16 protein-coding genes and 2 pseudogenes are annotated in these 21,272 nt (G+C 55.6%); all 18 read right to left on the minus strand.

The window, feature by feature from the left end:
• Positions 1-107: 107 nt before the first annotated feature.
• The 18 genes and pseudogenes from tilS to rpsB all read right to left on the minus strand — a co-directional run bounded on the left by tilS (position 108) and on the right by rpsB (position 20,856).
• Positions 108-1,424: a tRNA lysidine(34) synthetase TilS gene (tilS, locus tag RGV06_RS09080; protein WP_322149846.1), complete on the minus strand. Its 1,317-nt coding sequence runs from the start codon at positions 1,422-1,424 to the stop codon at positions 108-110.
• A 108-nt stretch (positions 1,425-1,532) separates the two neighbouring features.
• Positions 1,533-2,480 (minus strand): acetyl-CoA carboxylase carboxyltransferase subunit alpha, encoded by a 948-nt coding sequence (locus tag RGV06_RS09085; RefSeq protein ID WP_046810490.1) that lies wholly within the window; start codon positions 2,478-2,480, stop codon positions 1,533-1,535.
• Positions 2,481-2,664: 184 nt separating this feature from the next.
• Positions 2,665-6,186 carry a DNA polymerase III subunit alpha gene (gene dnaE, locus RGV06_RS09090; protein ID WP_322149847.1) on the minus strand — a complete coding sequence of 1,174 codons (3,522 nt, stop codon included), beginning with the start codon at positions 6,184-6,186 and terminating at the stop codon, positions 2,665-2,667.
• Positions 6,187-6,264: 78 nt separating this feature from the next.
• Positions 6,265-6,882, minus strand: a complete 618-nt coding sequence (gene rnhB, locus RGV06_RS09095; protein ID WP_322149849.1) for a ribonuclease HII — start codon at positions 6,880-6,882, stop codon at positions 6,265-6,267.
• Between the two features lie 11 nt (positions 6,883-6,893).
• Positions 6,894-8,024: a lipid-A-disaccharide synthase gene (lpxB, locus tag RGV06_RS09100; RefSeq protein WP_322149851.1), complete on the minus strand. Its 1,131-nt coding sequence runs from the start codon at positions 8,022-8,024 to the stop codon at positions 6,894-6,896.
• A 2-nt stretch (positions 8,025-8,026) separates the two neighbouring features.
• Positions 8,027-8,803 (minus strand): acyl-ACP--UDP-N-acetylglucosamine O-acyltransferase, encoded by a 777-nt coding sequence (gene lpxA, locus RGV06_RS09105; protein WP_019822203.1) that lies wholly within the window; start codon positions 8,801-8,803, stop codon positions 8,027-8,029.
• Positions 8,800-9,240, minus strand: coding sequence for a 3-hydroxyacyl-ACP dehydratase FabZ (gene fabZ / locus RGV06_RS09110; RefSeq protein ID WP_016781990.1), 441 nt, complete (start codon positions 9,238-9,240; stop codon positions 8,800-8,802). Before fabZ ends, lpxA begins: the two co-directional genes overlap by 4 nt.
• 109 nt (positions 9,241-9,349) lie before the next feature.
• Positions 9,350-10,404, minus strand: a pseudogene (gene lpxD / locus RGV06_RS09115) (UDP-3-O-(3-hydroxymyristoyl)glucosamine N-acyltransferase).
• 2 nt (positions 10,405-10,406) lie between these two features.
• Positions 10,407-10,910 carry an OmpH family outer membrane protein gene (locus RGV06_RS09120; RefSeq protein ID WP_019822199.1) on the minus strand — a complete coding sequence of 168 codons (504 nt, stop codon included), beginning with the start codon at positions 10,908-10,910 and terminating at the stop codon, positions 10,407-10,409.
• A gap of 44 nt (positions 10,911-10,954) precedes the next feature.
• Positions 10,955-13,300, minus strand: coding sequence for an outer membrane protein assembly factor BamA (bamA, locus tag RGV06_RS09125; protein WP_019822197.1), 2,346 nt, complete (start codon positions 13,298-13,300; stop codon positions 10,955-10,957).
• A gap of 75 nt (positions 13,301-13,375) precedes the next feature.
• On the minus strand, positions 13,376-14,728 hold the full coding sequence (gene rseP / locus RGV06_RS09130) for a sigma E protease regulator RseP (protein WP_019822195.1): 1,353 nt from the start codon (positions 14,726-14,728) through the stop codon (positions 13,376-13,378).
• A 43-nt stretch (positions 14,729-14,771) separates the two neighbouring features.
• A complete protein-coding gene (ispC, locus tag RGV06_RS09135; RefSeq protein WP_019822193.1) occupies positions 14,772-15,959 on the minus strand; it encodes a 1-deoxy-D-xylulose-5-phosphate reductoisomerase in 1,188 nt (395 codons plus the stop codon).
• Positions 15,956-16,761, minus strand: a pseudogene (locus tag RGV06_RS09140) (phosphatidate cytidylyltransferase). The gene ispC and the pseudogene RGV06_RS09140 overlap by 4 nt, the downstream one beginning before the upstream one ends.
• The gene (gene uppS / locus RGV06_RS09145) at positions 16,761-17,516 is read right to left on the minus strand and encodes a polyprenyl diphosphate synthase (protein WP_019822189.1); all 756 of its coding nucleotides are present in this window, start codon (positions 17,514-17,516) and stop codon (positions 16,761-16,763) included. Before uppS ends, RGV06_RS09140 begins: the two are co-directional and overlap by 1 nt.
• A gap of 15 nt (positions 17,517-17,531) precedes the next feature.
• Positions 17,532-18,089, minus strand: coding sequence for a ribosome recycling factor (frr, locus tag RGV06_RS09150; RefSeq protein ID WP_019822187.1), 558 nt, complete (start codon positions 18,087-18,089; stop codon positions 17,532-17,534).
• Positions 18,086-18,829, minus strand: a complete 744-nt coding sequence (gene pyrH / locus RGV06_RS09155; protein ID WP_003440426.1) for a UMP kinase — start codon at positions 18,827-18,829, stop codon at positions 18,086-18,088. Before pyrH ends, frr begins: the two co-directional genes overlap by 4 nt.
• Positions 18,830-19,037: 208 nt before the next feature.
• Positions 19,038-19,907 carry a translation elongation factor Ts gene (gene tsf / locus RGV06_RS09160; protein WP_019822186.1) on the minus strand — a complete coding sequence of 290 codons (870 nt, stop codon included), beginning with the start codon at positions 19,905-19,907 and terminating at the stop codon, positions 19,038-19,040.
• 205 nt (positions 19,908-20,112) lie between these two features.
• Positions 20,113-20,856 carry a 30S ribosomal protein S2 gene (gene rpsB / locus RGV06_RS09165; RefSeq protein WP_016781981.1) on the minus strand — a complete coding sequence of 248 codons (744 nt, stop codon included), beginning with the start codon at positions 20,854-20,856 and terminating at the stop codon, positions 20,113-20,115.
• Between the last annotated feature and the right edge of the window lie 416 nt (positions 20,857-21,272).

A 21,272-nucleotide genomic window follows, 5' to 3' on the forward strand; every position in this document is an offset into this window, starting at 1 on the left:
TTAAAATCGCCCAGCAAAGACTGCTTGGTAATCGGCAACTTCTGTAATTTCGGTGAATCCACAGAAGTTGTATCAAGAAGGGAGCGTAGTCTACCGGAAACCCCCTTTCAGCTCAAACCTTGATCGCTCGAAGTTGGCAGCCACTGTAATTGCCAGCGTCCACAGGGGCTCGAGTCCAGTCCGTTGAGGTTTGCCACGGCCAATAACTGCTCATTGCGGTACAGAAGCGGCAATCTGCCACGGGCAAACAACGGAATACCCCGCTCGTTGAACAGCCGCTTCAGATCACGGTGACCACGCTGTTCCAGCGCCATCACTTCGCCCCCTTGACGATAGCTCACTTGCAAGGGGCCATCGGCAATACCCCCGACAAAGCGCACCTGACCATTACCCGGCAGCACCAGCGCCTGATCGGGTTGCGCCCACACCCCTGGCGCAGGGTGCGGGCACAACCAGTCACCGGACAACCACCAGATCCGTCCGCCAGCACGATGAAGTTCACCCTTGGCGAGTTTCCAGACCGGCTGCGCATCCTCGCGGGCATCACGCAGGGCATTCCAACCCGCCCAGTGATCGGTATCAGGCAATTGAGTGAACGCTGCCAACCAGTGACGCAAGGCGTTGCGTTGACGAGCAGGCGACAGCCGGGCAATGGGCGCAAGTTCCAGTGAGGGCACCCCGAGCCAGGCAAATTCGGTGACAGTGCCCGCATCACGCAGATCCTGCTGCGCCAGCTCATCAAGCAACTCCTGAGCCTCGGCACAGTGCGCAGCACTGCGGGCCAGGCTGGCAGCCGCCTGTGGCCAGCGCTGAGTCAGGACTGGAAATACTTCATGGCGCAAATAGTTACGGGAAAAATCTGTTTGCACGTTGGACGGGTCTTCGATCCAGCCCAGCCCCTGCTCAAGGGCGTAAGCCTCAAGCTGAGCGCGAGAAACGTCCAGCAAAGGCCGACACAAGTGCCCCGCCCCCAAGCGCCGCTGACGGGGCATGGCCGCCAACCCATTGACCCCTGCCCCTCGCAACAAACGAAACAGCAGCGTTTCAGCCTGATCATCACGGTGCTGACCGACCAGCAGCACTTCCTCAGCCCTGATGAGTGCAGCAAAGGCCTGATAGCGCGCATCCCGCGCTGCCCGCTCGACGCTTGCGCCAGCCTGCACCTGCACGCGAATCACCTGCAAGGGCACGCTCAGCCCGTCACACAACGCCTGACAATGATCCGGCCACGCATCAGCCGCCGCCTGCAGGCCATGATGAATATGGACAGCGGTAATTAGCGGTAACGAGTGGGTTTGGCGCAATTGAACGAGAAGGTGAAGCAGCACAGTCGAATCGAGACCGCCGGAGAGCGCGACATGCCAGGCCTTGGCGTTGCGCCAGGGGCTGAGGGCTTGCAGCAGCGGAATCGATAGACTGGGCATTACGCAATCCTGTAGGAGCGGGCTTGCTCGCGATGCTGACTACTCGATCGTTGAGCCAAACCGCGCAGATGCCATCGCGGGCAAGCCCGCTCCCACACTAAATCTGAATCAGAGACCGTAGCTCATCAGACGATCGTAACGGCGCTTGAGCAGTGTTTCGTGATCCAGCTTGTTCAGCATGTCCAGCTGGGAAATCAGGTCGGCACGAATGCTGGCAGACGCAGCAGCCGGGTCACGGTGTGCGCCACCCAATGGCTCGCCAATCACCTTGTCCACGATACCCAGACCTTTGAGGCGCTCGGCGGTAATGCCCATGGCCTCAGCGGCGTCCGGTGCTTTTTCTGCGGTTTTCCACAGAATCGATGCGCAACCTTCCGGCGAGATCACCGCGTAGGTCGAGTACTGCAGCATGTTCAGTTGGTCGCAAACGCCAATCGCCAATGCACCGCCCGAACCACCTTCACCGATAACCGTGGCAATGATCGGGGTTTTCAAACGCGACATGACACGCAGGTTCCAGGCAATGGCTTCGCTCTGGTTACGCTCTTCAGCATCGATACCCGGGTATGCACCCGGGGTGTCGATAAAGGTCAGGATCGGCATTTTGAAACGCTCGGCCATTTCCATAAGACGGCAGGCCTTGCGATAGCCTTCAGGACGCGGCATACCGAAGTTGCGACGCACCTTTTCACGGACTTCACGACCTTTCTGGTGACCAATCACCATCACTGGCTGATCGTCCAGACGGGCAATACCGCCAACGATGGCAGCGTCATCCGAAAAATGACGATCGCCATGCAGCTCATCGAACTCGGTGAAGATATGATCGATGTAGTCCAGGGTGTATGGACGACGCGGGTGACGGGCCAAACGGGCAATCTGCCAGCTGGTCAGCTTGCCGAAAATATCTTCAGTCAGCGTTTTGCTTTTGTCTTGCAGACGAGAGATTTCATCACTGATATTCAGCGAATTGTCATTACCAACCAAGCGCAACTCTTCGATTTTGGCTTGCAGGTCAGCAATCGGCTGTTCGAAATCAAGAAAATTCGGGTTCATAAGCATCCGTCTTGGGTCGGCGGCAAAGCATGCCAGAAGGTCTGAAACCCAGCATTTGCTGGCGTTTCGAACCGAGCTGGGGCAGCCGGTTGATCTGTATCGCGCCTACCTTAAGGGACAGGCGCTCTCAGGTCGAGATTAAAAATTCAGGTCGAGGTCAGGGCGCAGTTCTTGCCCCTGACCGTCAACGGTATTGGAGGAAGACGTTGTCTCGCCCGAACTGGTCACGCAGGGCTTGAATCAAGCTGTCTGCCGGATCAATCCGCCAGGTCTCGCCAAACTGCAACATGGCCTTGGCGTCATCGCCGGTGTAATCCATGGTGATCGGGCACGCACCACGGTGTTTCTTGAACAATTCACCCAACCAGCGCAATTGATCGCCCTTGAGTGCGGCCCGGTTCACTTTCAGTCGCAAACTCTCGGCCAGGTTGGTGCGAGCATCTTCCATGCTCATCACTCGCTTGACCCTAAGACGCAGCCCGCCAGAGAAGTCATCATTACTGACCTCCCCTTCGACCACCACCATCGCATCGGTCTGCAACAGTGATTGTGCCGAATGAAAGGCCTCGGCAAACAGCGAGGCTTCAATGCGCGCCGAACGATCGTCAAGGGTGATAAAGCCCATCTTGTCGCCTTTTTTGTTCTTCATCACCCGCAATGCAATGATCATCCCGGCAACGGTCTGAGTATCGCGTGCAGGCTTGAGATCAATAATGCGCTGGCGTGCAAAACGACGGATTTCACCTTCGTATTCGTCAATCGGATGACCCGTCAGGTACAGGCCCAGCGTATCCTTCTCGCCTTTGAGCCGTTCTTTGAGCGTCAGTTCCTTGGCCTTGCGGTGATTGGCGTAGACGTCCGCGTCCACCTCGACAAACAATCCGCCAAACAGATCGGCGTGGCCACTGTCATGGGTTCGTGCGGTTTGCTCGGCCGCCTTGATCGCTTCTTCCAGTGCCGATAACAACACCGCACGGTTCTGGTCGATGCTGGCTTGCCATGCTTTGGGTTCGTCATGAAAGAACGGCCCCAGACGGTCCAGCGCGCCACTGCGGATCAGCCCATCGAGAGTACGCTTGTTGATGCGCTTGAGGTCAACCCGGGCACAAAAGTCGAACAGATCCGTAAAAGGACCGTCCTGACGCGCCTCGGTGATGGCCTCAACGGGCCCCTCGCCTACACCCTTGATCGCCCCAAGACCGTAAATGATCCGGCCTTCATCGTTCACCGTAAACTTGAACTCAGAGGCGTTCACATCCGGCGCATCAAGACGCAGCTTCATGCTGCGAATTTCTTCGATCAGGATCACGACCTTGTCGGTGTTATGCATATCCGCCGACAGTACCGCGGCCATGAACGGTGCCGGGTAGTGGGTTTTCAGCCAAGCGGTCTGGTAAGACACCAGACCGTAAGCAGCTGAGTGAGACTTGTTGAAGCCATAACCGGCAAATTTCTCTACCAGGTCGAAAATGTTGCCAGCCAGGTCGCCATCAATATTGTTGTTGGCACAACCTTCAATAAAGCCGCCGCGCTGCTTGGCCATTTCTTCGGGTTTTTTCTTACCCATGGCTCGACGCAGCATGTCGGCGCCGCCGAGGGTATAACCGGCCATGACCTGGGCAATCTGCATCACCTGTTCTTGGTACAGGATGATGCCGTAGGTCGGCGCCAAGACCGGCTTGAGACCTTCGTACTGATAGTCGGAGTGCGGGTACGCCAGTTCGGCACGACCGTGCTTACGGTTGATAAAGTCATCAACCATGCCTGACTGCAACGGGCCCGGACGGAACAGGGCTACCAGAGCGATCAAGTCTTCCAGGCAGTCGGGCTTGAGCTTTTTGATCAGCTCTTTCATCCCGCGCGACTCAAGCTGGAATACCGCTGTGGTCTCGGCCTTTTGCAGCAACTGGTATGTCGGCTTGTCGTCGAGCGGGATAAAGGCGATATCCAGTGGCGGTTCATCAACCTTGGCGCGATCGCGGTTGATGGTTTTGAGCGCCCAGTCAATAACCGTCAGGGTCCGCAGACCGAGGAAGTCGAACTTCACCAGGCCGGCCGACTCAACGTCATCTTTATCGAACTGGGTAACAAGCCCCCCGCCCTCTTCATCGCAGTAAATAGGCGAGAAGTCTGTCAGTTTGGTCGGCGCGATAACCACACCACCGGCGTGCTTACCGACGTTACGTACAACGCCTTCGAGCTTGCGGGCCATTTCCCAGATTTCAGCCGCTTCCTCATCGACCTTGATGAAGTCGCGCAGAATTTCTTCTTGCTCGTAGGCTTTTTCCAGAGTCATGCCGACTTCAAACGGAATCATCTTAGACAGACGATCCGCCAAGCCGTAGGACTTGCCCTGCACCCGCGCCACGTCACGGATTACCGCCTTGGCGGCCATCGAACCAAACGTGATGATTTGACTTACCGCGTTGCGGCCGTATTTTTCGGCCACATACTCGATCACCCGGTCTCGACCATCCATGCAGAAGTCGACGTCGAAGTCAGGCATCGATACCCGTTCCGGGTTAAGGAATCGCTCGAAAAGCAGGTCGTATTCCAACGGATCGAGGTCAGTAATCTTCTGCACATAAGCCACCAGCGATCCGGCACCCGATCCACGGCCAGGCCCCACTGGCACGCCGTTACTCTTGGCCCACTGGATAAAGTCCATCACGATCAGGAAGTAACCCGGGAACCCCATCTGGATAATGATATCCAGCTCGAAATTCAGCCGTTCGACATAAACCTGTCGCTTGGCGTCGTAGTCCTCGGTGGTGTCCTTGGGCAGCAAAACACTCAGACGATCTTCCAGACCATCAAACGATACCTTGCGGAAATACTCATCGATGGTCATGCCATCGGGAATCGGAAAATTGGGCAAAAAGTGAGTGCCCAATTTCACTTCAATATTGCAGCGCTTGGCAATCTCAACGGTGTTTGCGAGCGCCTCAGGCAAATCACTGAACAGCTCAGCCATTTCCTCGGCGCTTTTCAGATACTGCTGATCGCTGTAATTCTTGGAGCGGCGCGGATCATCCAGCGCCCGGCCTTCACCAATGCAGACACGGGTTTCGTGAGCTTCGAAATCCTGCTGCTTAATGAAGCGCACGTCGTTGGTCGCAACCAGCGGCGCGCCGATCTTGTCCGCCAGGGCTACAGCCGCATGCAGATGTTCTTCATCGTTGGGGCGCTTGGTGCGCTGAACCTCGAGGTAGAAGCGGTCCGGGAACACTGTCATCCATTCGCGGGCCAGGGCCTCGGCTTCCTCAGTGTTACCACTGATCAGCGCGACACCAATCTCGCCCTCCTTCGCGGCTGAAAGCATGATCAGACCTGCAGCGGCCTCGGCCACCCACTCGCGCTCAATAATCACCTGGCCATTGCGCTGGCCATCGATGTAACCGCGGGAAATCAGCTCGGTGAGGTTGCGATAACCCAAAGGGTTCATCGCCAACAGACTGATACGGCTGAGCGGGTTTTCCGGGTCCTTGTTCGACAACCACAGATCCGCGCCACTGATCGGCTTGATTCCGCCGCCCATGGCCGCTTTGTAAAACTTGACCAGGGAACACATGTTGTTCTGATCGGTTACCGCGACAGCGGGCATATTCATGCCGGCCAGGGTTTTGATCAGCGGTTTGATCCGCACCAGGCCATCGACCAGGGAGTATTCAGTGTGCAGGCGCAGATGAACGAATGAAGCCGGCATGGTGATCCTGTCTATAAGCTTTGAGAAACAACAAGGCCCGGATTGTACCGGGCCTTGGCAAAAACATCAGCCTTGCGGCTAAACCTTGGTGAGACCTTCAAGCGCCTCATACGCACGACGAACCGGACCAAACGAACGCCGGTGAATCGGTGTCGGGCCCAAACGCTCAAGCGCTTCGAGGTGTACAACCGTTGGGTAACCCTTGTGTCCACCGATGCCATAGCCCGGGTATTGCAGCTCAAAAGCCGCCATTTCACGGTCACGACTGACCTTGGCCAAAATCGATGCTGCAGCAATCGCTGGCACCTTGCTATCACCTTTAACCACGGCTTCGGACGGCATGGCCAGCTTGGGGCAGCGATTACCGTCGATCATCGCCAGCTTCGGAGTGATACTCAGCCCTTCGACAGCGCGCTGCATGGCCAACATGGTGGCGTGCAAAATATTCAGCTCATCAATCTCTTCGACTTCGGCCCGGGCGATACACCAGCTCAGGGCCTTTTCACGAATTTCGTCGTACAGTTTTTCGCGACGGGCCTCGGTGAGTTTTTTCGAGTCGTTCAGCCCGGCTATCGGCCGATTGGGATCAAGAATGACGGCTGCAGTGACAACTGCGCCGCACAATGGGCCGCGACCCACCTCATCAACACCGGCCACGAGGTCTTCGACCAGATTGAAGTCCAACCCGATTTGCATGGTTACTTTACTCACTTGGATTGTGCAATCAGGCCCAGTACCGCTTTGGCGGCCTGATTGGAAGCGTCGAGACGCAATGTACGGTGAATCTCATCAAAACCACGGGTCTGCTCTTCACCACCGTCCAGCAGAGGCAGCAAGGTCTGGGCCAATGCTTGAGGCGTAGCTGCGTCTTGTAAAAGCTCGGGTACCAACATGCGCTGAGCCAGCAAATTGGGCAGCGACACGTAAGGGCTTTTGACCAGCCGCTTGAGAATCCAGAACGTCAGACGTGCGAGACGATAAGCAACTACCATCGGCCGCTTGTAGAGCAAGGCCTCGAGCGTCGCGGTACCGGATGCAATCAATACCGCATCACAGGCCGCCAGTGCCAGGTGTGATTGACCGTCAAGCAAGGTCAGCGGCAGATCACGCCCCACCAGCAACTGCTCAATCTGCTCGCGACGGGCGGCACTCGCACAAGGCAATACAAAACGCACATCAGGCCGGGCTTCGTGAATGAGCTGCGCCGCATCGAGAAACAACCCGCCCAGCTTACCCACTTCTCCGCCGCGACTGCCTGGCATCAAGGCGACCAACGGCCCGTCAGGCAGGTCCAATTCGGCGCGAGCACCGGCTTTATCGGCTTCAAGGGGGATAGTGTCGGCCAATGAATGACCAACGAAGCGCACGGGCACGCCGTGTTCTTCGTAGAATTTGGCTTCAAACGGCAACAGCGTGAGCATCAAATCGCAGCCTTCGCGAATTTTCAGCACTCGCTTCTGACGCCACGCCCATACCGACGGACTGACGTAATGCACGGTCTTGATCCCGGCACGGCGCAATTGAAGTTCTATATTGAGGGTGAAATCGGGAGCATCGATACCGATAAATACATCGGGCTTTTCAGCGATCAAGGTCTGAACAAGGAGTTTTCGGCGCTTAAGCAGCTCACGCAGACGCCCCAGCACTTCAACCAGGCCCATCACCGACAGACGCTCCATCGGGAAGTAGGAGGTCATGCCCTCTGCTTCCATCAACGGACCGCCAACGCCGATAAATTCGATATCAGAATGCTGAGCCTTGAGCGCTCGCATCAAGCCCGAGCCCAAAATGTCACCCGAGGCCTCTCCCGCCACCAGCGCGATACGCAATCTGGCCATGACTAGCGCGTAATGCCGCGGGTGGAAGAACGAATGGACTCTACAAACATGGCCACTTCAGGGAACTGCACAGCAGGTTCAGCCAGCTCGGCAAGCGCCTGATCAACGGTCAGGCCTTGGCGGTAAACCACTTTGTAGGCACGACGTAACGCATGAATGGCATCTTCACTGAAGCCGCGACGACGCATCCCTTCGAAGTTCATGCTGCGTGCTTCGGCAGGGCTGCCAAACACGGTCACAAACGCAGGTACATCCTTGCCGATAGCAGTACCCATGCCCGAAAAGCTGTGGGCACCGATGTGGCAGAACTGATGCACCAGTGTAAAACCTGACAGGATCGCCCAGTCCCCCATATGCACATGGCCCGCCAGCGCGGCGTTGTTGACCAGAATGCAATGGTTACCGATGACGCTGTCATGCCCGATATGGGCATAGGCCATCACCAGATTGTGATCACCCAAGGTGGTTTCGGCGCGATCCTGAATCGTTCCGCGGTGAATGGTGACCCCTTCACGAATAACGTTGTGGTCACCGATCACCAGGCGAGTTTCCTCACCCTTGTACTTGAGATCAGGCGTGTCCTCGCCTACCGAAGAAAACTGGTAGATACGATTGTGCTTACCGATTTTGGTTGGGCCTTTGAGAATCACATGCGGCCCAATCACTGTCCCCTCGCCGATTTCCACACCAGCGCCGACGATCGACCAAGGGCCGACCTCGACGTCGTCGGCCAAAATGGCCGTCGGATCGATGATTGCGCGAGGGTCAATCAAACTCATAGTTTGCGTTCCGCACAGATGATTTCAGCCGAGCATACCGGCTTGCCGTCAACCGTTGCCTGGCACTCAAACTTCCAGATGGAGCGCTTGCAGCTCAAGAACTTGGCCTCAAGGATCAGTTGATCGCCTGGCAGCACGGGCTGACGGAAGCGCAGCTTATCGGAGCCTACGAAGTAGTAGAGCGTACCGTCAGCCGGCTTGAGGTCCATCATCTTGAAGCCAAGGATGCCAGCAGCCTGAGCCATGGCTTCAATGATCAACACGCCGGGCATGATCGGGTGCGCCGGGAAGTGACCGTTGAAAAAGGGCTCATTGATGCTGACATTCTTGTAGGCACGAATGCGCTTGTTCTCGACATCCAGATCCACCACTCGATCCACCAGCAGGAACGGGTAACGGTGGGGCAGATATTCGCGAATCTCGTTGATGTCCATCATTTCGTGGGGAAGCCTGTAATAAAGATTGGGCGCGCGCGACTAAGGCGCGCTCCTCTAGCAAATCAAGGAAGCAAACCAGAGGTTCTGCACTCTTGATATGGAAATTGTATTAGCCTTTTGAAGAAGCATTACCGCCGGGGGTCACTTACCGACGCGCTTTTCCAGTTGTTTCAACCGCCGGGCTATATCGTCCAACTGACGAATACGTGCGGCACTTTTGCGCCACTCAGCGGCTGGCTGCATTGCGGTACCGGAAGAGTAGGCACCGGGCTCGGTAATCGAGTGGGTCACCATCGTCATGCCAGTCAAGAACACATTGTCACAAATTTCAATGTGCCCCACCAAACCGACCCCCCCCGCCAACATGCAGTGCTTGCCGATTTTAGTGCTACCGGAAATCCCTACACAGGCGGCCATAGCCGTATGGTCACCGATCTGAACGTTGTGCGCGATCTGGATCTGGTTGTCCAGCTTGACGCCATTACCGATCAGCGTGTCAGCCAAAGCACCGCGGTCGATAGCGGTATTGACACCGATCTCGACATCATCACCGATGGTAACACCACCGATTTGCGCGATTTTTTGCCAGACACCCTTCTCGTTGGCAAAGCCAAAACCTTCACCTCCCAGCACCGCTCCCGACTGAATGACCACTCGCTTACCGATGCGTACATCGTGATAGAGCGTCACTCGTGGAGCCAGCCAACCGCCTTCGCCAATTTCGCAGCGAGCCCCGATAAAGCAATGAGGCCCTACCGTGACGCCGGCAGCAATGCGCGCACCGCTTTCGATCACAGCAAAAGCGCCAACGCTTGCCGCAGGATCAACCACTGCGTCAGCAGCGATAACCGCCGATGGATGAACGCCGGCAGCCGCTTTGGGCTTGGGATCAAACAGATGGGAGACTCGGGCGTAAGCCAGGTAAGGATCGGGGACAACCAGCGCATCACCAGCATAATCTTCGGCGTCAGAAGCCTTGAGCAATACAGCTGCGGCCTGGCAGTCAACGAGGAATTTGCGGTATTGGGGGTTGGCCAGAAAGCTCAACTGAGCTGGGCCAGCCTCTTGTAAAGTGGCTAGCCCAGTGATTTCTCTCTCCGCAGAGCCACGTAAGGTGGCTCCGAGGAACTCGGCCAATTGGCCGAGTTTTATAGTCGCAGTCATAATTACTTCAGCTGGTTCATGCGCTCGATAACTTGGCGAGTGATGTCGTACTGAGGCTTAACATCAATCACAGCACCACGCTCGAACACCAGGTCAAAGGCGCCTTTTTTGATGACTTCTTCAACAGCGCTGTCCAGTTTTGGCTTCAGCTGTTTCAGCATTTCACGGTCAGCAACGGCTTTGGCTTCATTCAATTCCTTGGACTGGAACTGGAAGTCACGAGCCTTTTGCTTGAATTCAAGCTCCAGACGCTCACGCTCGCCCTGCGCCATTTTGTCGCCGCCCTTCACCAGACGATCCTGAATACCTTTTGCGCTGCTTTCCAGGCTTTTGAGCTTGGTCAGTTGTGGGCCAAATTTCTTCTCGGCATCCACGGCGTAACGCTTGGCTGCGTCCGATTCAAGCAATGCCATCTGATAGTTCAGCACGGCAATTTTCATATCGGCGAAAGCCGGGCCAGCCACTAAAACCGAAGCCAGGAGAACCAATTGAGTCAACTTACGCACGATGCACTCCTAAAAAATCCGTTGTCTGTATCTAAGGTCAGGCTTTAGAAAGTCTGGCCGAGGGAGAATTGGAACACTTGAGTGTCTGCGTCATCCGGTTTCTTGATCGGCATGGCCAAGCTGAAGCTCAACGGGCCAAGCGCGGTAACCCAGGTCACACCAACACCAACAGAACTGGCCATGTTGCTAAAGCTGATATCGCAGTCTTTGGTATCACCTTTGCAGTTGGTGTCGAACACGTTACCCACATCCCAGAACACGGAGGTCCGCAGGGAACGCTGATCTTTCACAAACGGCATAGGGAACAGAACCTCTACACCACCCTGGATCAACACGTTACCACCAAATGGCAGCGCGTCCTGATCAGGGTCCACAAGCGTACCGTTTTTACCCGTACTTGGCGTACTGCGAGGCCCCAGAGCGCTGTCCTTGAAACCACGTACCGAGTTGAAACCACCCGCGTAGTAGTTCTCATAGAACGGCAACCCGGCGGTCGAACCATAGCCATCACCATAGCCCAGTTCTGTGTGCAGACGCATGGTGTAGGTGTCGGTCAGCGGCTGGAACAACTGCGCACGGTAATCAAGTTTGTAGAACTGCAGATCACTGCCCGGGATCGTGCTCTCAAGCACCAGGCTCTGAGAGCTGCCACGTGTAGGCAATACGCCTTTGTTCAATGTCGACTCGGACCAGCCCACGGATGCCTTGAAGTTGAGGTACTTGTCACCCTCACGCTGCACAAAGTCGAAAATCTCGTCAACGGTGTACTGACCTGTGCTGATTTCGTCCTGCTGGACCGTCAGACCGTAAGTCAAACGCGATGTGTCGCTGATCGGGTAGCCCATGGTGATACCAGCGCCAAGGCTGTCCACCGAGTAGTTTGCTACGTCAACATCCAGCTCTTTGTAATCAGTGGTGCGGTAGAACGCGTTGTAACCCAGGCTCACACCGTCAGCTGTCCAGTACGGATCAACGTAACTGAAGTTGTAGCGGCTCTGGTATTCGCTGCGGGTCAAGCCAAGGCTGACCTTGTTACCCGTACCCAGGAAGTTGTTCTGGGTAATCGAACCGCCAAGGATCAAACCGGCGCTCTGGGCAAAACCTACGCTTGCAGTGATCGAACCCGACGCCTGCTCTTCAACCGCGTAGTTCACGTCAACCATATCGTCAGTACCTGGCACTGCCGGGGTTTCAACGTTTACTTCTTTGAAGAAGCCCAGGCGCTCGAGGCGAACCTTGGACTGATCAATCAGGTAAGTCGACGCCCAACCACCTTCCATCTGACGCATTTCGCGACGCAGCACTTCGTCTTCCGACTTGGTGTTACCGCGATAGTTAATGCGGTTTACGTAAGCCCGCTTGCCCGGATCAACCACGAAGGTGATGGCAACCGTGTGATCTTCAGGGTTTGGCTGAGGTACGCCGTTAACGTTGGCGAAGGTGTAACCCTCGTTACCCAGACGACGGGTAATAAGCTCGGAGGTGGTGGTCATCAGCTTGCGCGAGAACACCTGGCCAGGCTGAACCAGCAACAGCGACTTGATCTGATCTTCCGGGACCTTGAGGTCACCGCTCAGTTTCACTTCGCCGACATTGTATTTTTCGCCTTCATTCACGTTAACGGTGATGTAGACGCTTTTCTTGTCGGGAGTGATCGAAACCTGGGTCGAAGCGATATCCATATTGATATAGCCACGATCGAGGTAGTAAGAGCGCAAGCGCTCAAGGTCACCCGACAGTTTTTCACGTGCGTACTTGTCGTCGTTCTTGAAGAACGACAACCAGTTCGTGGTTTTGAGCTCGAACAAGTCAACCAGGTCAGACTCAGGGAAAACAGTGTTGCCCACCACATTGATGTGCTGGATGGCGGCAACAGTGCCTTCGTTGATGTTGACCTTCAAGGCGACACGGTTACGCGGCTCAGGCACCACTTCGGTGTCGACCGTCGCCGAGTAACGGCCCTGGGCAACATACTGACGTTGCAGTTCGTTACGCACGCCTTCAAGGGTGGCGCGCTGGAAAATCTCACCTTCGGCAAGCCCCGACTGTTTCAGACCTTTCATCAGGTCATCAGTGGAGATCGCCTTGTTCCCGTCAATAGTGATGCTGGAGACAGAAGGACGTTCGACAACCGTGATAACAAGCACATTGCCGTCACGACCCAGTTGGATATCCTGAAAGAACCCGGTTTTGAACAACGCACGAGTGGATTCCACCAAACGGCGGTCATCCGCTACCTCACCTACGTTCAGAGGCAACGCACCAAACACGCTACCGGCGGAAACCCGCTGGAGCCCGTTGACACGGATATCAGAGATAGTGAAGGACTCGGCGTGAACTTCGGCGATCATCAGTACGGCGAGAACCGCAGTTAGCAGCAGACGTTTCATGAAGTCCTTTCTTATTCCAACTGGCAATAAACAAACTGCCGCAAAATGCGGCAGATTCGCAATTCAGCGAAGCGTTTACAGACGGCCCAAATCGTTGATCAAGGCAAGCAACATCACCCCGACCACCAAACTGATACCGATCTGCATTCCCCAACCCTGCACCCGATCCGACAAGGGACGACCACGCGCCCACTCGATCAGATAAAACAACAAATGCCCCCCATCCAGTACTGGTATGGGCAACAAGTTCAGAACCCCCAGGCTTATGCTTAGATAAGCCAGAAAATTCAGGAAATCCGCAACACCCGACTGGGCAGAAGCGCCCGCCACTTTAGCAATGGTTATCGGTCCACTCAAGTTTTTTACCGAGAGCTCACCGAACAACATTTTCTTGAGTGAGTCGAGCGTCAATATGCTCATGGTCCAGGTGCGTTTTGCCCCCTCCCCGATTGCAGCCAGCGGGCCATAACTGACCTCCCGGATCATCGCTGGTGGCCAGTCGACACCTTTAACCCCGGCCCCCAGGTAACCCGTAGCGTCCTTGCCTTCGCCGCGAGCAGCCAGCGTGACCGGAATATCGACAGGTACGCCATCGCGTTCGACATGCAACACAACACGGGCGTCAGGACGTGTGCGCACCCAGTCAACAACCTGTTGCCAATCCTTGATTGGCTGATCGTTCATGGCCAGCAGCTTGTCGCCGGCTTTAAGCCCGGCAGCCTGGGCCGGACCTTTCGGATCAAGCTCTGCCAGAACCGCCGGTAGCTCGGGGCGCCACGGGCGAATCCCTAGCGAAGTGATAGGGTTCGGCTCGTCAGCACCCTTAAGCCAATCTTTCAATACAAGCTGATGCGATGCCTGGGCGGTTGAGCCCGGCTCACTCACCACAACCTGCAGAGAACCACTCTCGCCCAGACGACGTACCAGCTGCAGATTGACGTTGGACCAGCCCGTCGTAGGCTCGCCATCAATTGAAACGATTTCCTGGCCTGCAGCCAAACCGGCCTGCGCCGCCAGGCTACCGTTTTCTACCGAACCAATAACCGGCCGCACTTGCTGACTGCCCATCATTGCCAGCACCCAGAAAAAAGCCATCGCCAACATGAAGTTGGCAATGGGCCCGGCTGCGACAATAGCAATGCGCTGGCCAACGGTTTTACGATTGAAAGACTGATCAAGCTGGTCGGCCGGTACTTCGCCTTCACGCTCGTCGAGCATTTTTACGTAGCCGCCCAAGGGTATGGCCGCGATCACAAACTCGGTGCCCTGGCGATCATGCCAGCGCAGCAAAGGCGTACCGAAGCCCACGGAGAAGCGCAGAACCTTGACGCCGCAACGGCGCGCCACCCAAAAGTGACCGAATTCATGAAAAGTGACCAGCACCCCCAATGCGACCAGGGTGCCAACAATCATATAGAGCGCACTCATCTACTTTCTCCGCGATTCTGTCCGGGTCCGGCAAGCACCACTTTTAGCCGTTACGACTCAACCACTGTTCAGCCAGCATCCGGGCTTTGCCATCAGCGGCAAACACCGCTTCCAATTCGTCGACGGCAACCACCGGCTCGCTATTTAATACATCTTCGATGATACGAGCGATCTGCGGGTAACGGATCCGCCCGTCCAAAAAGGCGGCCACTGCCACCTCGTTTGCCGCATTGAGCATCGCTGGCGCGCTGTTGCCTGCCATGGCAGCCTCGCGAGCCAAACGCAAACAAGGGAAACGTTGCTCGTCAGGACGCTGAAAGTCCAGCCGTGCAACAGCAAAAAGATCCAGCGGCGCAACACCCGAATCAATACGCTCAGGCCAGGCCAGGGCATTGGAAATCGGTGTTCGCATATCCGGATTACCCAGCTGCGCCAATACCGACCCATCTACATAGTCAACCAGCGAGTGGATCACGCTCTGCGGATGGATCACCACTTCAACTTGATCTGGCCTGGCATCGAACAACCAGCAAGCCTCGATCAGCTCCAAACCCTTGTTCATCATGCTCGCCGAATCTACCGAAATCTTGCGTCCCATCGACCAGTTGGGATGAGCGCAGGCTTGGTCCGGCGTGACGTGTTCCAGCTCTGCCAGCGGAGTTTCGCGGAAAGGCCCACCAGACGCCGTCAGCAAAATCCGACGGACACCCACATTACCCAGTCCGCGCGCAAAATCCTGCGGCAAGCACTGGAAGATAGCGTTGTGTTCACTGTCGATGGGCAACAAAACCGAACCGCTGCGACGCACTGCCTGCATAAACAGGTCGCCCGTCATCACCAGCGCTTCCTTGTTGGCCAACAGGATCTTCTTGCCAGCATTGACCGCTGCCAGTGTCGGGCGCAAGCCTGCAGCACCGACGATTGCCGCCATCACCGAATCGACTTCAGGTGCAGACGAAACCTGGCACAGCCCCTCTTCACCGACCAACACTTCGGTATTGAGCCCGGCAACGCGCAGATCCGCCTGCAATTGGCTGGCAGCACCTTCATGAGGGACCACAGCGACTTGAGGCCTGTGTTTGATGCACAAGGCCAGCAACTCTGCGAGGCGAGTGTAGCCACTCAGGGCAAACACTTGATAACGATCAGGATGACGCGCAATAACATCCAGGGTACTCAGGCCAATAGAACCCGTAGCCCCCAGAACAGTAATCTGTTGTGGACGACTCATGAGGCAGCCATCCACAGCAATACAGCAAATACAGGGATCGCCGCCGTCAGGCTGTCGATGCGATCCAGAACACCGCCATGGCCCGGCAGCAGATTACTGCTGTCTTTAACACCGGCCTGGCGTTTGAACATACTTTCCGTGAGGTCGCCTACCACCGAAATCAAAACAATCACGGCGGCACCAACTAGCGCAGCAAACATCTGTGAAGCGCTCCAGCTGCGCACAATACCTACTGCAGCGGTGATCAGCAGGCTCAGCAACAAGCCTCCAAATACACCCTCCCAGCTTTTGCCCGGGCTGACTTTAGGGGCAAGCTTGCGCTTGCCAAATTTGCGCCCTGAAAAATATGCGCCGATATCTGCGCCCCACACAAGAACCATCACCGCCATGATCAGCCAGTTACCCAACGGCATCGCCTTGATCAGGACCAGACCTTGCCAGGCTGGCAACAGGATCAACAACCCAATCACCAGCTTGGTCGCAATACTCGACCAGTGCACAGCGGATTGCGGAAAGGTCAGCACCAGGAAGGTTGCCAGCGCCCACCACAACACCGCAGCACCCAGCACCCATGGCGCCAGATCAGGAAAGAGGTGCAGGCCAAACAGAAGTACGGCCACTAACGCTGCAAATACTACCCGCGCGGATTGAGCTTCAAAGCCTGCAAGACGAGCCCATTCCCAGGCACCCAAGGTAACAACCAGGCCAATAAACAGCGCAAAGCCGCTACCCTCGAGCAGGAAAAACCGCACAAGGCGATTGGCAACAAGATAAGAGCAGTGATGATTCGTTGTTTAAGCATTAAATCCGGGCTCCAGCCTCAACCTGCTCGCTCGTTTTACCGAAGCGGCGCTGGCGAGAAGCGAAATCAGCCAATGCATGACGCATGGCCTCGTGTTTGAAGTCCGGCCAGAACAGGTCGGAGAAGTACAACTCGGAGTAGGCAAGCTGCCACAGCAAGAAGTTGCTGATGCGATGCTCACCACCGGTGCGGATACACAGATCAGGCAATGGCAAATCGCCGGTTACCAGACAGGTTTGCAACAACTCCGGCGTGATGTCCTCAGGCTGCAAATCACCCGACTGGACTTGACGCGCCAATTGCTGAGCAGCCTGGGCAATGTCCCACTGACCACCGTAGTTAGCGGCAATCTGCAACACAAAGCGGCCTTCGCCCACCGTCATTTCTTCCGCTTCACGCATCGCCTTTTGCAAGTCGGGATGAAAGCGTGAGCGGTCACCTATGATCTGCAGGCTGATCTCGTTTTCGTTGAGGCGCTTGGCCTCACGACGCAGCGCCCTGAAGAATAAATCCATCAAGGCACTGACTTCAGCCGCAGGACGCCGCCAGTTTTCACTGGAGAACGCGAACAGGGTGAGCACCTCGACCTTGGCCTCGACACACACCTCAATGACCGCACGAACTGCATCCACACCCGCTTTATGCCCGGCAACACCCGGCATAAAGCGCTTTTTCGCCCAGCGATTATTACCGTCCATGATGATCGCGACATGTCGCGGAACAGATGACGGGTCAGCCTGCTTCGTCTTTTCCATAAAACGCCCTGACCCTTATACGGCCATCAGGTCCGCTTCTTTCTGCTTGGTGGCAACTTCGATATCAGCCACGGCCTTGTCAGTCAGCTTCTGAATATCATCAGCAGCACGACGCTCTTCGTCTTCGCTGATTTCCTTTTCCTTGACCAGGTCTTTCAACTGGCTCAAAGCGTCGCGTCGGATATTGCGCACGGCAATACGAGCATCTTCAGCTGCATCACGAGCCTGCTTAGCGAAAACCTTACGGGTTTCTTCAGTCAGGGCCGGCATGGAGATCAACAACAATTCGCCCAGGTTGGTCGGATTGAGGTTCAGACCAGCGCTCTGGATTGCCTTGTCTACCGCACCCAGCATGTTGCGCTCGAACGCAACCACTTGCAGGGTGCGCGAATCTTTAACGGTGATGTTAGCTACCTGGCTGATCGGAGTGTCCGAGCCATAGTAAGGCACCATCACGCTACCCAGGATGCTTGGGTGAGCCTTGCCGGTACGAATCTGGCCAAACGAATGGGCCAGGGATTCCAGCGATTTCTGCATGCGCGTTTGAGCGTCTTTCTTGATTTCGTTGATCATTGTTGACCTTCCTCGATCAGAGTGCCTTCAGCACCGCCATGGACAATATTAAGTAGGGCGCCAGGCTTGTTCATATTAAATACACGCAATGGCATTTTGTGGTCGCGGCACAGACAGATAGCCGTCAGGTCCATAACACCCAGTTTGCGATCCAGTACTTCATCGTAAGTCAGATGATCGAACTTCTCGGCATGCGGGTCTTTGAATGGATCTGCGGTATACACGCCGTCAACCTTGGTTGCCTTGAGTACAACATCAGCGTCGATTTCAATGGCACGCAAGCAAGCCGCGGAATCCGTAGTGAAGAATGGATTACCGGTGCCTGCAGCGAAAATCACCACATCCTTGGCGTTCAGATGGCGCATGGCCTTACGACGGTCGTAATGATCGGTCACGCCAACCATGGAAATAGCCGACATAACGATGGCAGAGATATTCGCACGTTCCAGCGCATCGCGCATGGCCAGGGCGTTCATCACGGTAGCCAGCATGCCCATATGGTCGCCAGTCACACGATCCATACCTGCGGCGCTCAATGCTGCACCGCGGAACAGGTTGCCACCACCAATCACCAATCCTACCTGAACGCCGATGCCGACCAACTGGCCGACTTCCAGCGCCATGCGGTCGAGTACCTTGGGGTCGATCCCGAACTCTTCAGAGCCCATCAGGGCTTCGCCGCTTAGCTTGAGTAGAATGCGTTTATAGCGAGCTTGATAACCACTGCCCTGCTGAGCCATTGCGAATCTCTCCTGCCGCGTTTTATTAAAAATCTGTGCGAGGCCATTTTGCAGCCTGCGCATACTCTAGCTGTGGTACTGCACAGCAGCACCATCGGAACACGATTTTGCAAACCGGTTCCGTCGAGAAGGTAAAATCCCCTCCCATTTGAAAAGAGGCTGCGCGCGTGAGCGGGCAGCCTCTTCGGGTCGACAGTTGAAAACCGTCTTATTGCTTGCTTGCAGCCACTTGAGCAGCAACTTCTGCAGCGAAGTCATCAACTGGCTTCTCGATGCCATCACCTACTTTGAAGTAAGTGAAGGAAACGATTTCAGCGCCGGCTTTCTTGGCCAGGTCGCCGACTTTGATTTCCGGGTTTTTCACGAAAGCTTGCTCAACCAGGCTAGCTTCAGCCAGGAACTTGCTGATGCGACCGGCAACCATTTTTTCAACGATTTCGGCTGGCTTGCCTTTGATCTTGTCTTCGTTGAGGCTCATGAACACGGCTTTTTCGCGTTCGATAGCATCAGCGGAAACTTGCGATGGCAGCAGGAACTCAGGGTTGCTTGCAGCTACGTGCATGGCGATGTCACGAGCCAGCTCAGAGTTGCCGCCTTTCAGAGCAACTACAACACCGATCTTGTTGCCGTGCAGGTAAGCGTCAACAACGTCGCCTTCGATGCGCGCCAGACGACGGATGTTAACGTTCTCGCCTACTTTGCCAACCAGAACCAGACGGGCTTCTTCTTGAGCGGTGATCAGCGGAGCTACGTCAGTCAGCTTGTCAGCGAACGCTTTTTCAACGCTATCGTTAACGAAGTTTTTGAAGTCTTCTTGCAGAGCCAGGAAGTCGGTTTGCGAGTTGACTTCCAGAATTACGGCAGACTTGTTGTCTTCCGCAACTTTAACTGCGATAGCGCCTTCAGCAGCAACGTTGCCTGCTTTTTTGGCAGCCTTGATGGCGCCCGAAGCACGCATGTCATCAATGGCTTTTTCGATGTCGCCGCCAGCCTTGGTCAAGGCTTTCTTGCAATCCATCATGCCTTCGCCAGTACGCTCACGCAGTTCTTTAACCAACGCTGCAGTAATCTCTGCCATTTCAAAATTCCTCTTGGATAGGTTTTCAACCATTCCACCCGAGCGAGCGGGCGTTCAATTCGTGTGAAGCCCACCTCGAACAAGCCTGCTGGCCGCAATCATGAACAGCAACGGCAAGCACACCCCCAACAAATGGATTTCGAGGTGGCAAAAAGGGGGCCAAGCCCCCTTTTTGCGTACTGAGTAAACGCTAGGCGTTAATTACTCAGCCTTCAACTACCGCTGCAGCTGGAGCTTCTTCGACGAAAACGTCGGTGCCGCCAGCAACGTGGTTACGGCCTTTGATCACAGCATCAGCCATCGCACCCATGTACAGCTGGATAGCGCGGATTGCGTCATCGTTACCCGGGATGATGTAGTCAACACCTTCTGGGCTGCTGTTGGTATCGACAACGCCGATTACCGGGATACCCAACTTGTTAGCTTCGGTGATCGCGATACGCTCGTGGTCAACGTCGATAACGAACAGAGCGTCTGGCAGACCGCCCATGTCCTTGATACCACCCAGGCTACGATCCAGCTTCTGCAGATCGCGAGTACGCATCAGCGCCTCTTTCTTGGTCAGCTTGGCGAAAGTACCGTCTTCTGCCTGGATTTCAAGGTCACGCAGACGCTTGATCGAAGCACGAATGGTTTTGAAGTTGGTGAGCATGCCGCCCAACCAGCGGTGATCCACGTACGGCGAACCGCAACGTGCTGCTTCTTCAGCAACGATCTTGCCAGCGGAACGCTTGGTGCCGACGAACAGAATCTTGTTTTTGCCCTGGGCCAGACGCTCTACGAAAGTCAGAGCTTCGTTGAACATTGGCAGGGTTTTTTCAAGGTTGATGATGTGGATCTTGTTACGCGCGCCAAAGATGTATTTACCCATCTTTGGGTTCCAGTAACGGGTTTGGTGACCGAAGTGCACACCGGCCTTCAGCATATCGCGCATGTTGACTTGGGACATGATAGTTCCTTAATAAGTCGGGTTAGGCCTCCACGTATCCCAACGACCAACCAGCAGCTTCAAGCTGAAGGCACCCAGGTCATCGTGTCGACACGTGTGTGGGTTTGTGCTCTGCGGGCTATACCCGCAAAGCGGCGCATTTTATACCACAAGGTGGTCAAAAAACGAAGCACGGATTCAGCTTTTATTGCTAAGCCGTTGCACGGCAAGGGTTTACGTCAGATTTTGCGCTTGCCGCTTGCCGCTTGCCGCTTGCCGCTTGCCGCTTGCCTGACAATGTTACTGCTGCCACTGAAATATTCCAAACACCTCTGGAGCCCATCACCGGATGGCCGAACGCAGAACCTCCATTCGGCCTTCCGAAGGGGCCAGCAGATCAAAAGCCGGATCAAATGCAGGTCAAAAGCTCGCTCATG

It is taken from the genome of Pseudomonas sp. CCI3.1, assembly GCF_034313985.1.
Lineage (GTDB): Bacteria > Pseudomonadota > Gammaproteobacteria > Pseudomonadales > Pseudomonadaceae > Aquipseudomonas > Aquipseudomonas psychrophila.

Excerpts from the sequence above, each read along its gene's own strand:
- fabZ (WP_016781990.1), bottom strand. The coding sequence starts at position 9,240 with ATGATGGACATCAACGAGATTCGCGAATATCTGCCCCACCGTTACCCG.
- frr (WP_019822187.1), bottom strand. The coding sequence starts at position 18,089 with ATGATCAACGAAATCAAGAAAGACGCTCAAACGCGCATGCAGAAATCG.
- rnhB (WP_322149849.1), bottom strand. The coding sequence starts at position 6,882 with ATGCAAATCGGGTTGGACTTCAATCTGGTCGAAGACCTCGTGGCCGGT.
- lpxA (WP_019822203.1), bottom strand. The coding sequence starts at position 8,803 with ATGAGTTTGATTGACCCTCGCGCAATCATCGATCCGACGGCCATTTTG.
- rseP (WP_019822195.1), bottom strand. The coding sequence starts at position 14,728 with ATGAGTGCGCTCTATATGATTGTTGGCACCCTGGTCGCATTGGGGGTG.
- bamA (WP_019822197.1), bottom strand. The coding sequence starts at position 13,300 with ATGAAACGTCTGCTGCTAACTGCGGTTCTCGCCGTACTGATGATCGCC.
- RGV06_RS09085 (WP_046810490.1), bottom strand. The coding sequence starts at position 2,480 with ATGAACCCGAATTTTCTTGATTTCGAACAGCCGATTGCTGACCTGCAA.
- rpsB (WP_016781981.1), bottom strand. The coding sequence starts at position 20,856 with ATGTCCCAAGTCAACATGCGCGATATGCTGAAGGCCGGTGTGCACTTC.
- ispC (WP_019822193.1), bottom strand. The coding sequence starts at position 15,959 with ATGAGTCGTCCACAACAGATTACTGTTCTGGGGGCTACGGGTTCTATT.
- tilS (WP_322149846.1), bottom strand. The coding sequence starts at position 1,424 with ATGCCCAGTCTATCGATTCCGCTGCTGCAAGCCCTCAGCCCCTGGCGC.
- uppS (WP_019822189.1), bottom strand. The coding sequence starts at position 17,516 with ATGGAAAAGACGAAGCAGGCTGACCCGTCATCTGTTCCGCGACATGTC.
- tsf (WP_019822186.1), bottom strand. The coding sequence starts at position 19,907 with ATGGCAGAGATTACTGCAGCGTTGGTTAAAGAACTGCGTGAGCGTACT.
- dnaE (WP_322149847.1), bottom strand. The coding sequence starts at position 6,186 with ATGCCGGCTTCATTCGTTCATCTGCGCCTGCACACTGAATACTCCCTG.
- pyrH (WP_003440426.1), bottom strand. The coding sequence starts at position 18,829 with ATGGCTCAGCAGGGCAGTGGTTATCAAGCTCGCTATAAACGCATTCTA.
- lpxB (WP_322149851.1), bottom strand. The coding sequence starts at position 8,024 with ATGGCCAGATTGCGTATCGCGCTGGTGGCGGGAGAGGCCTCGGGTGAC.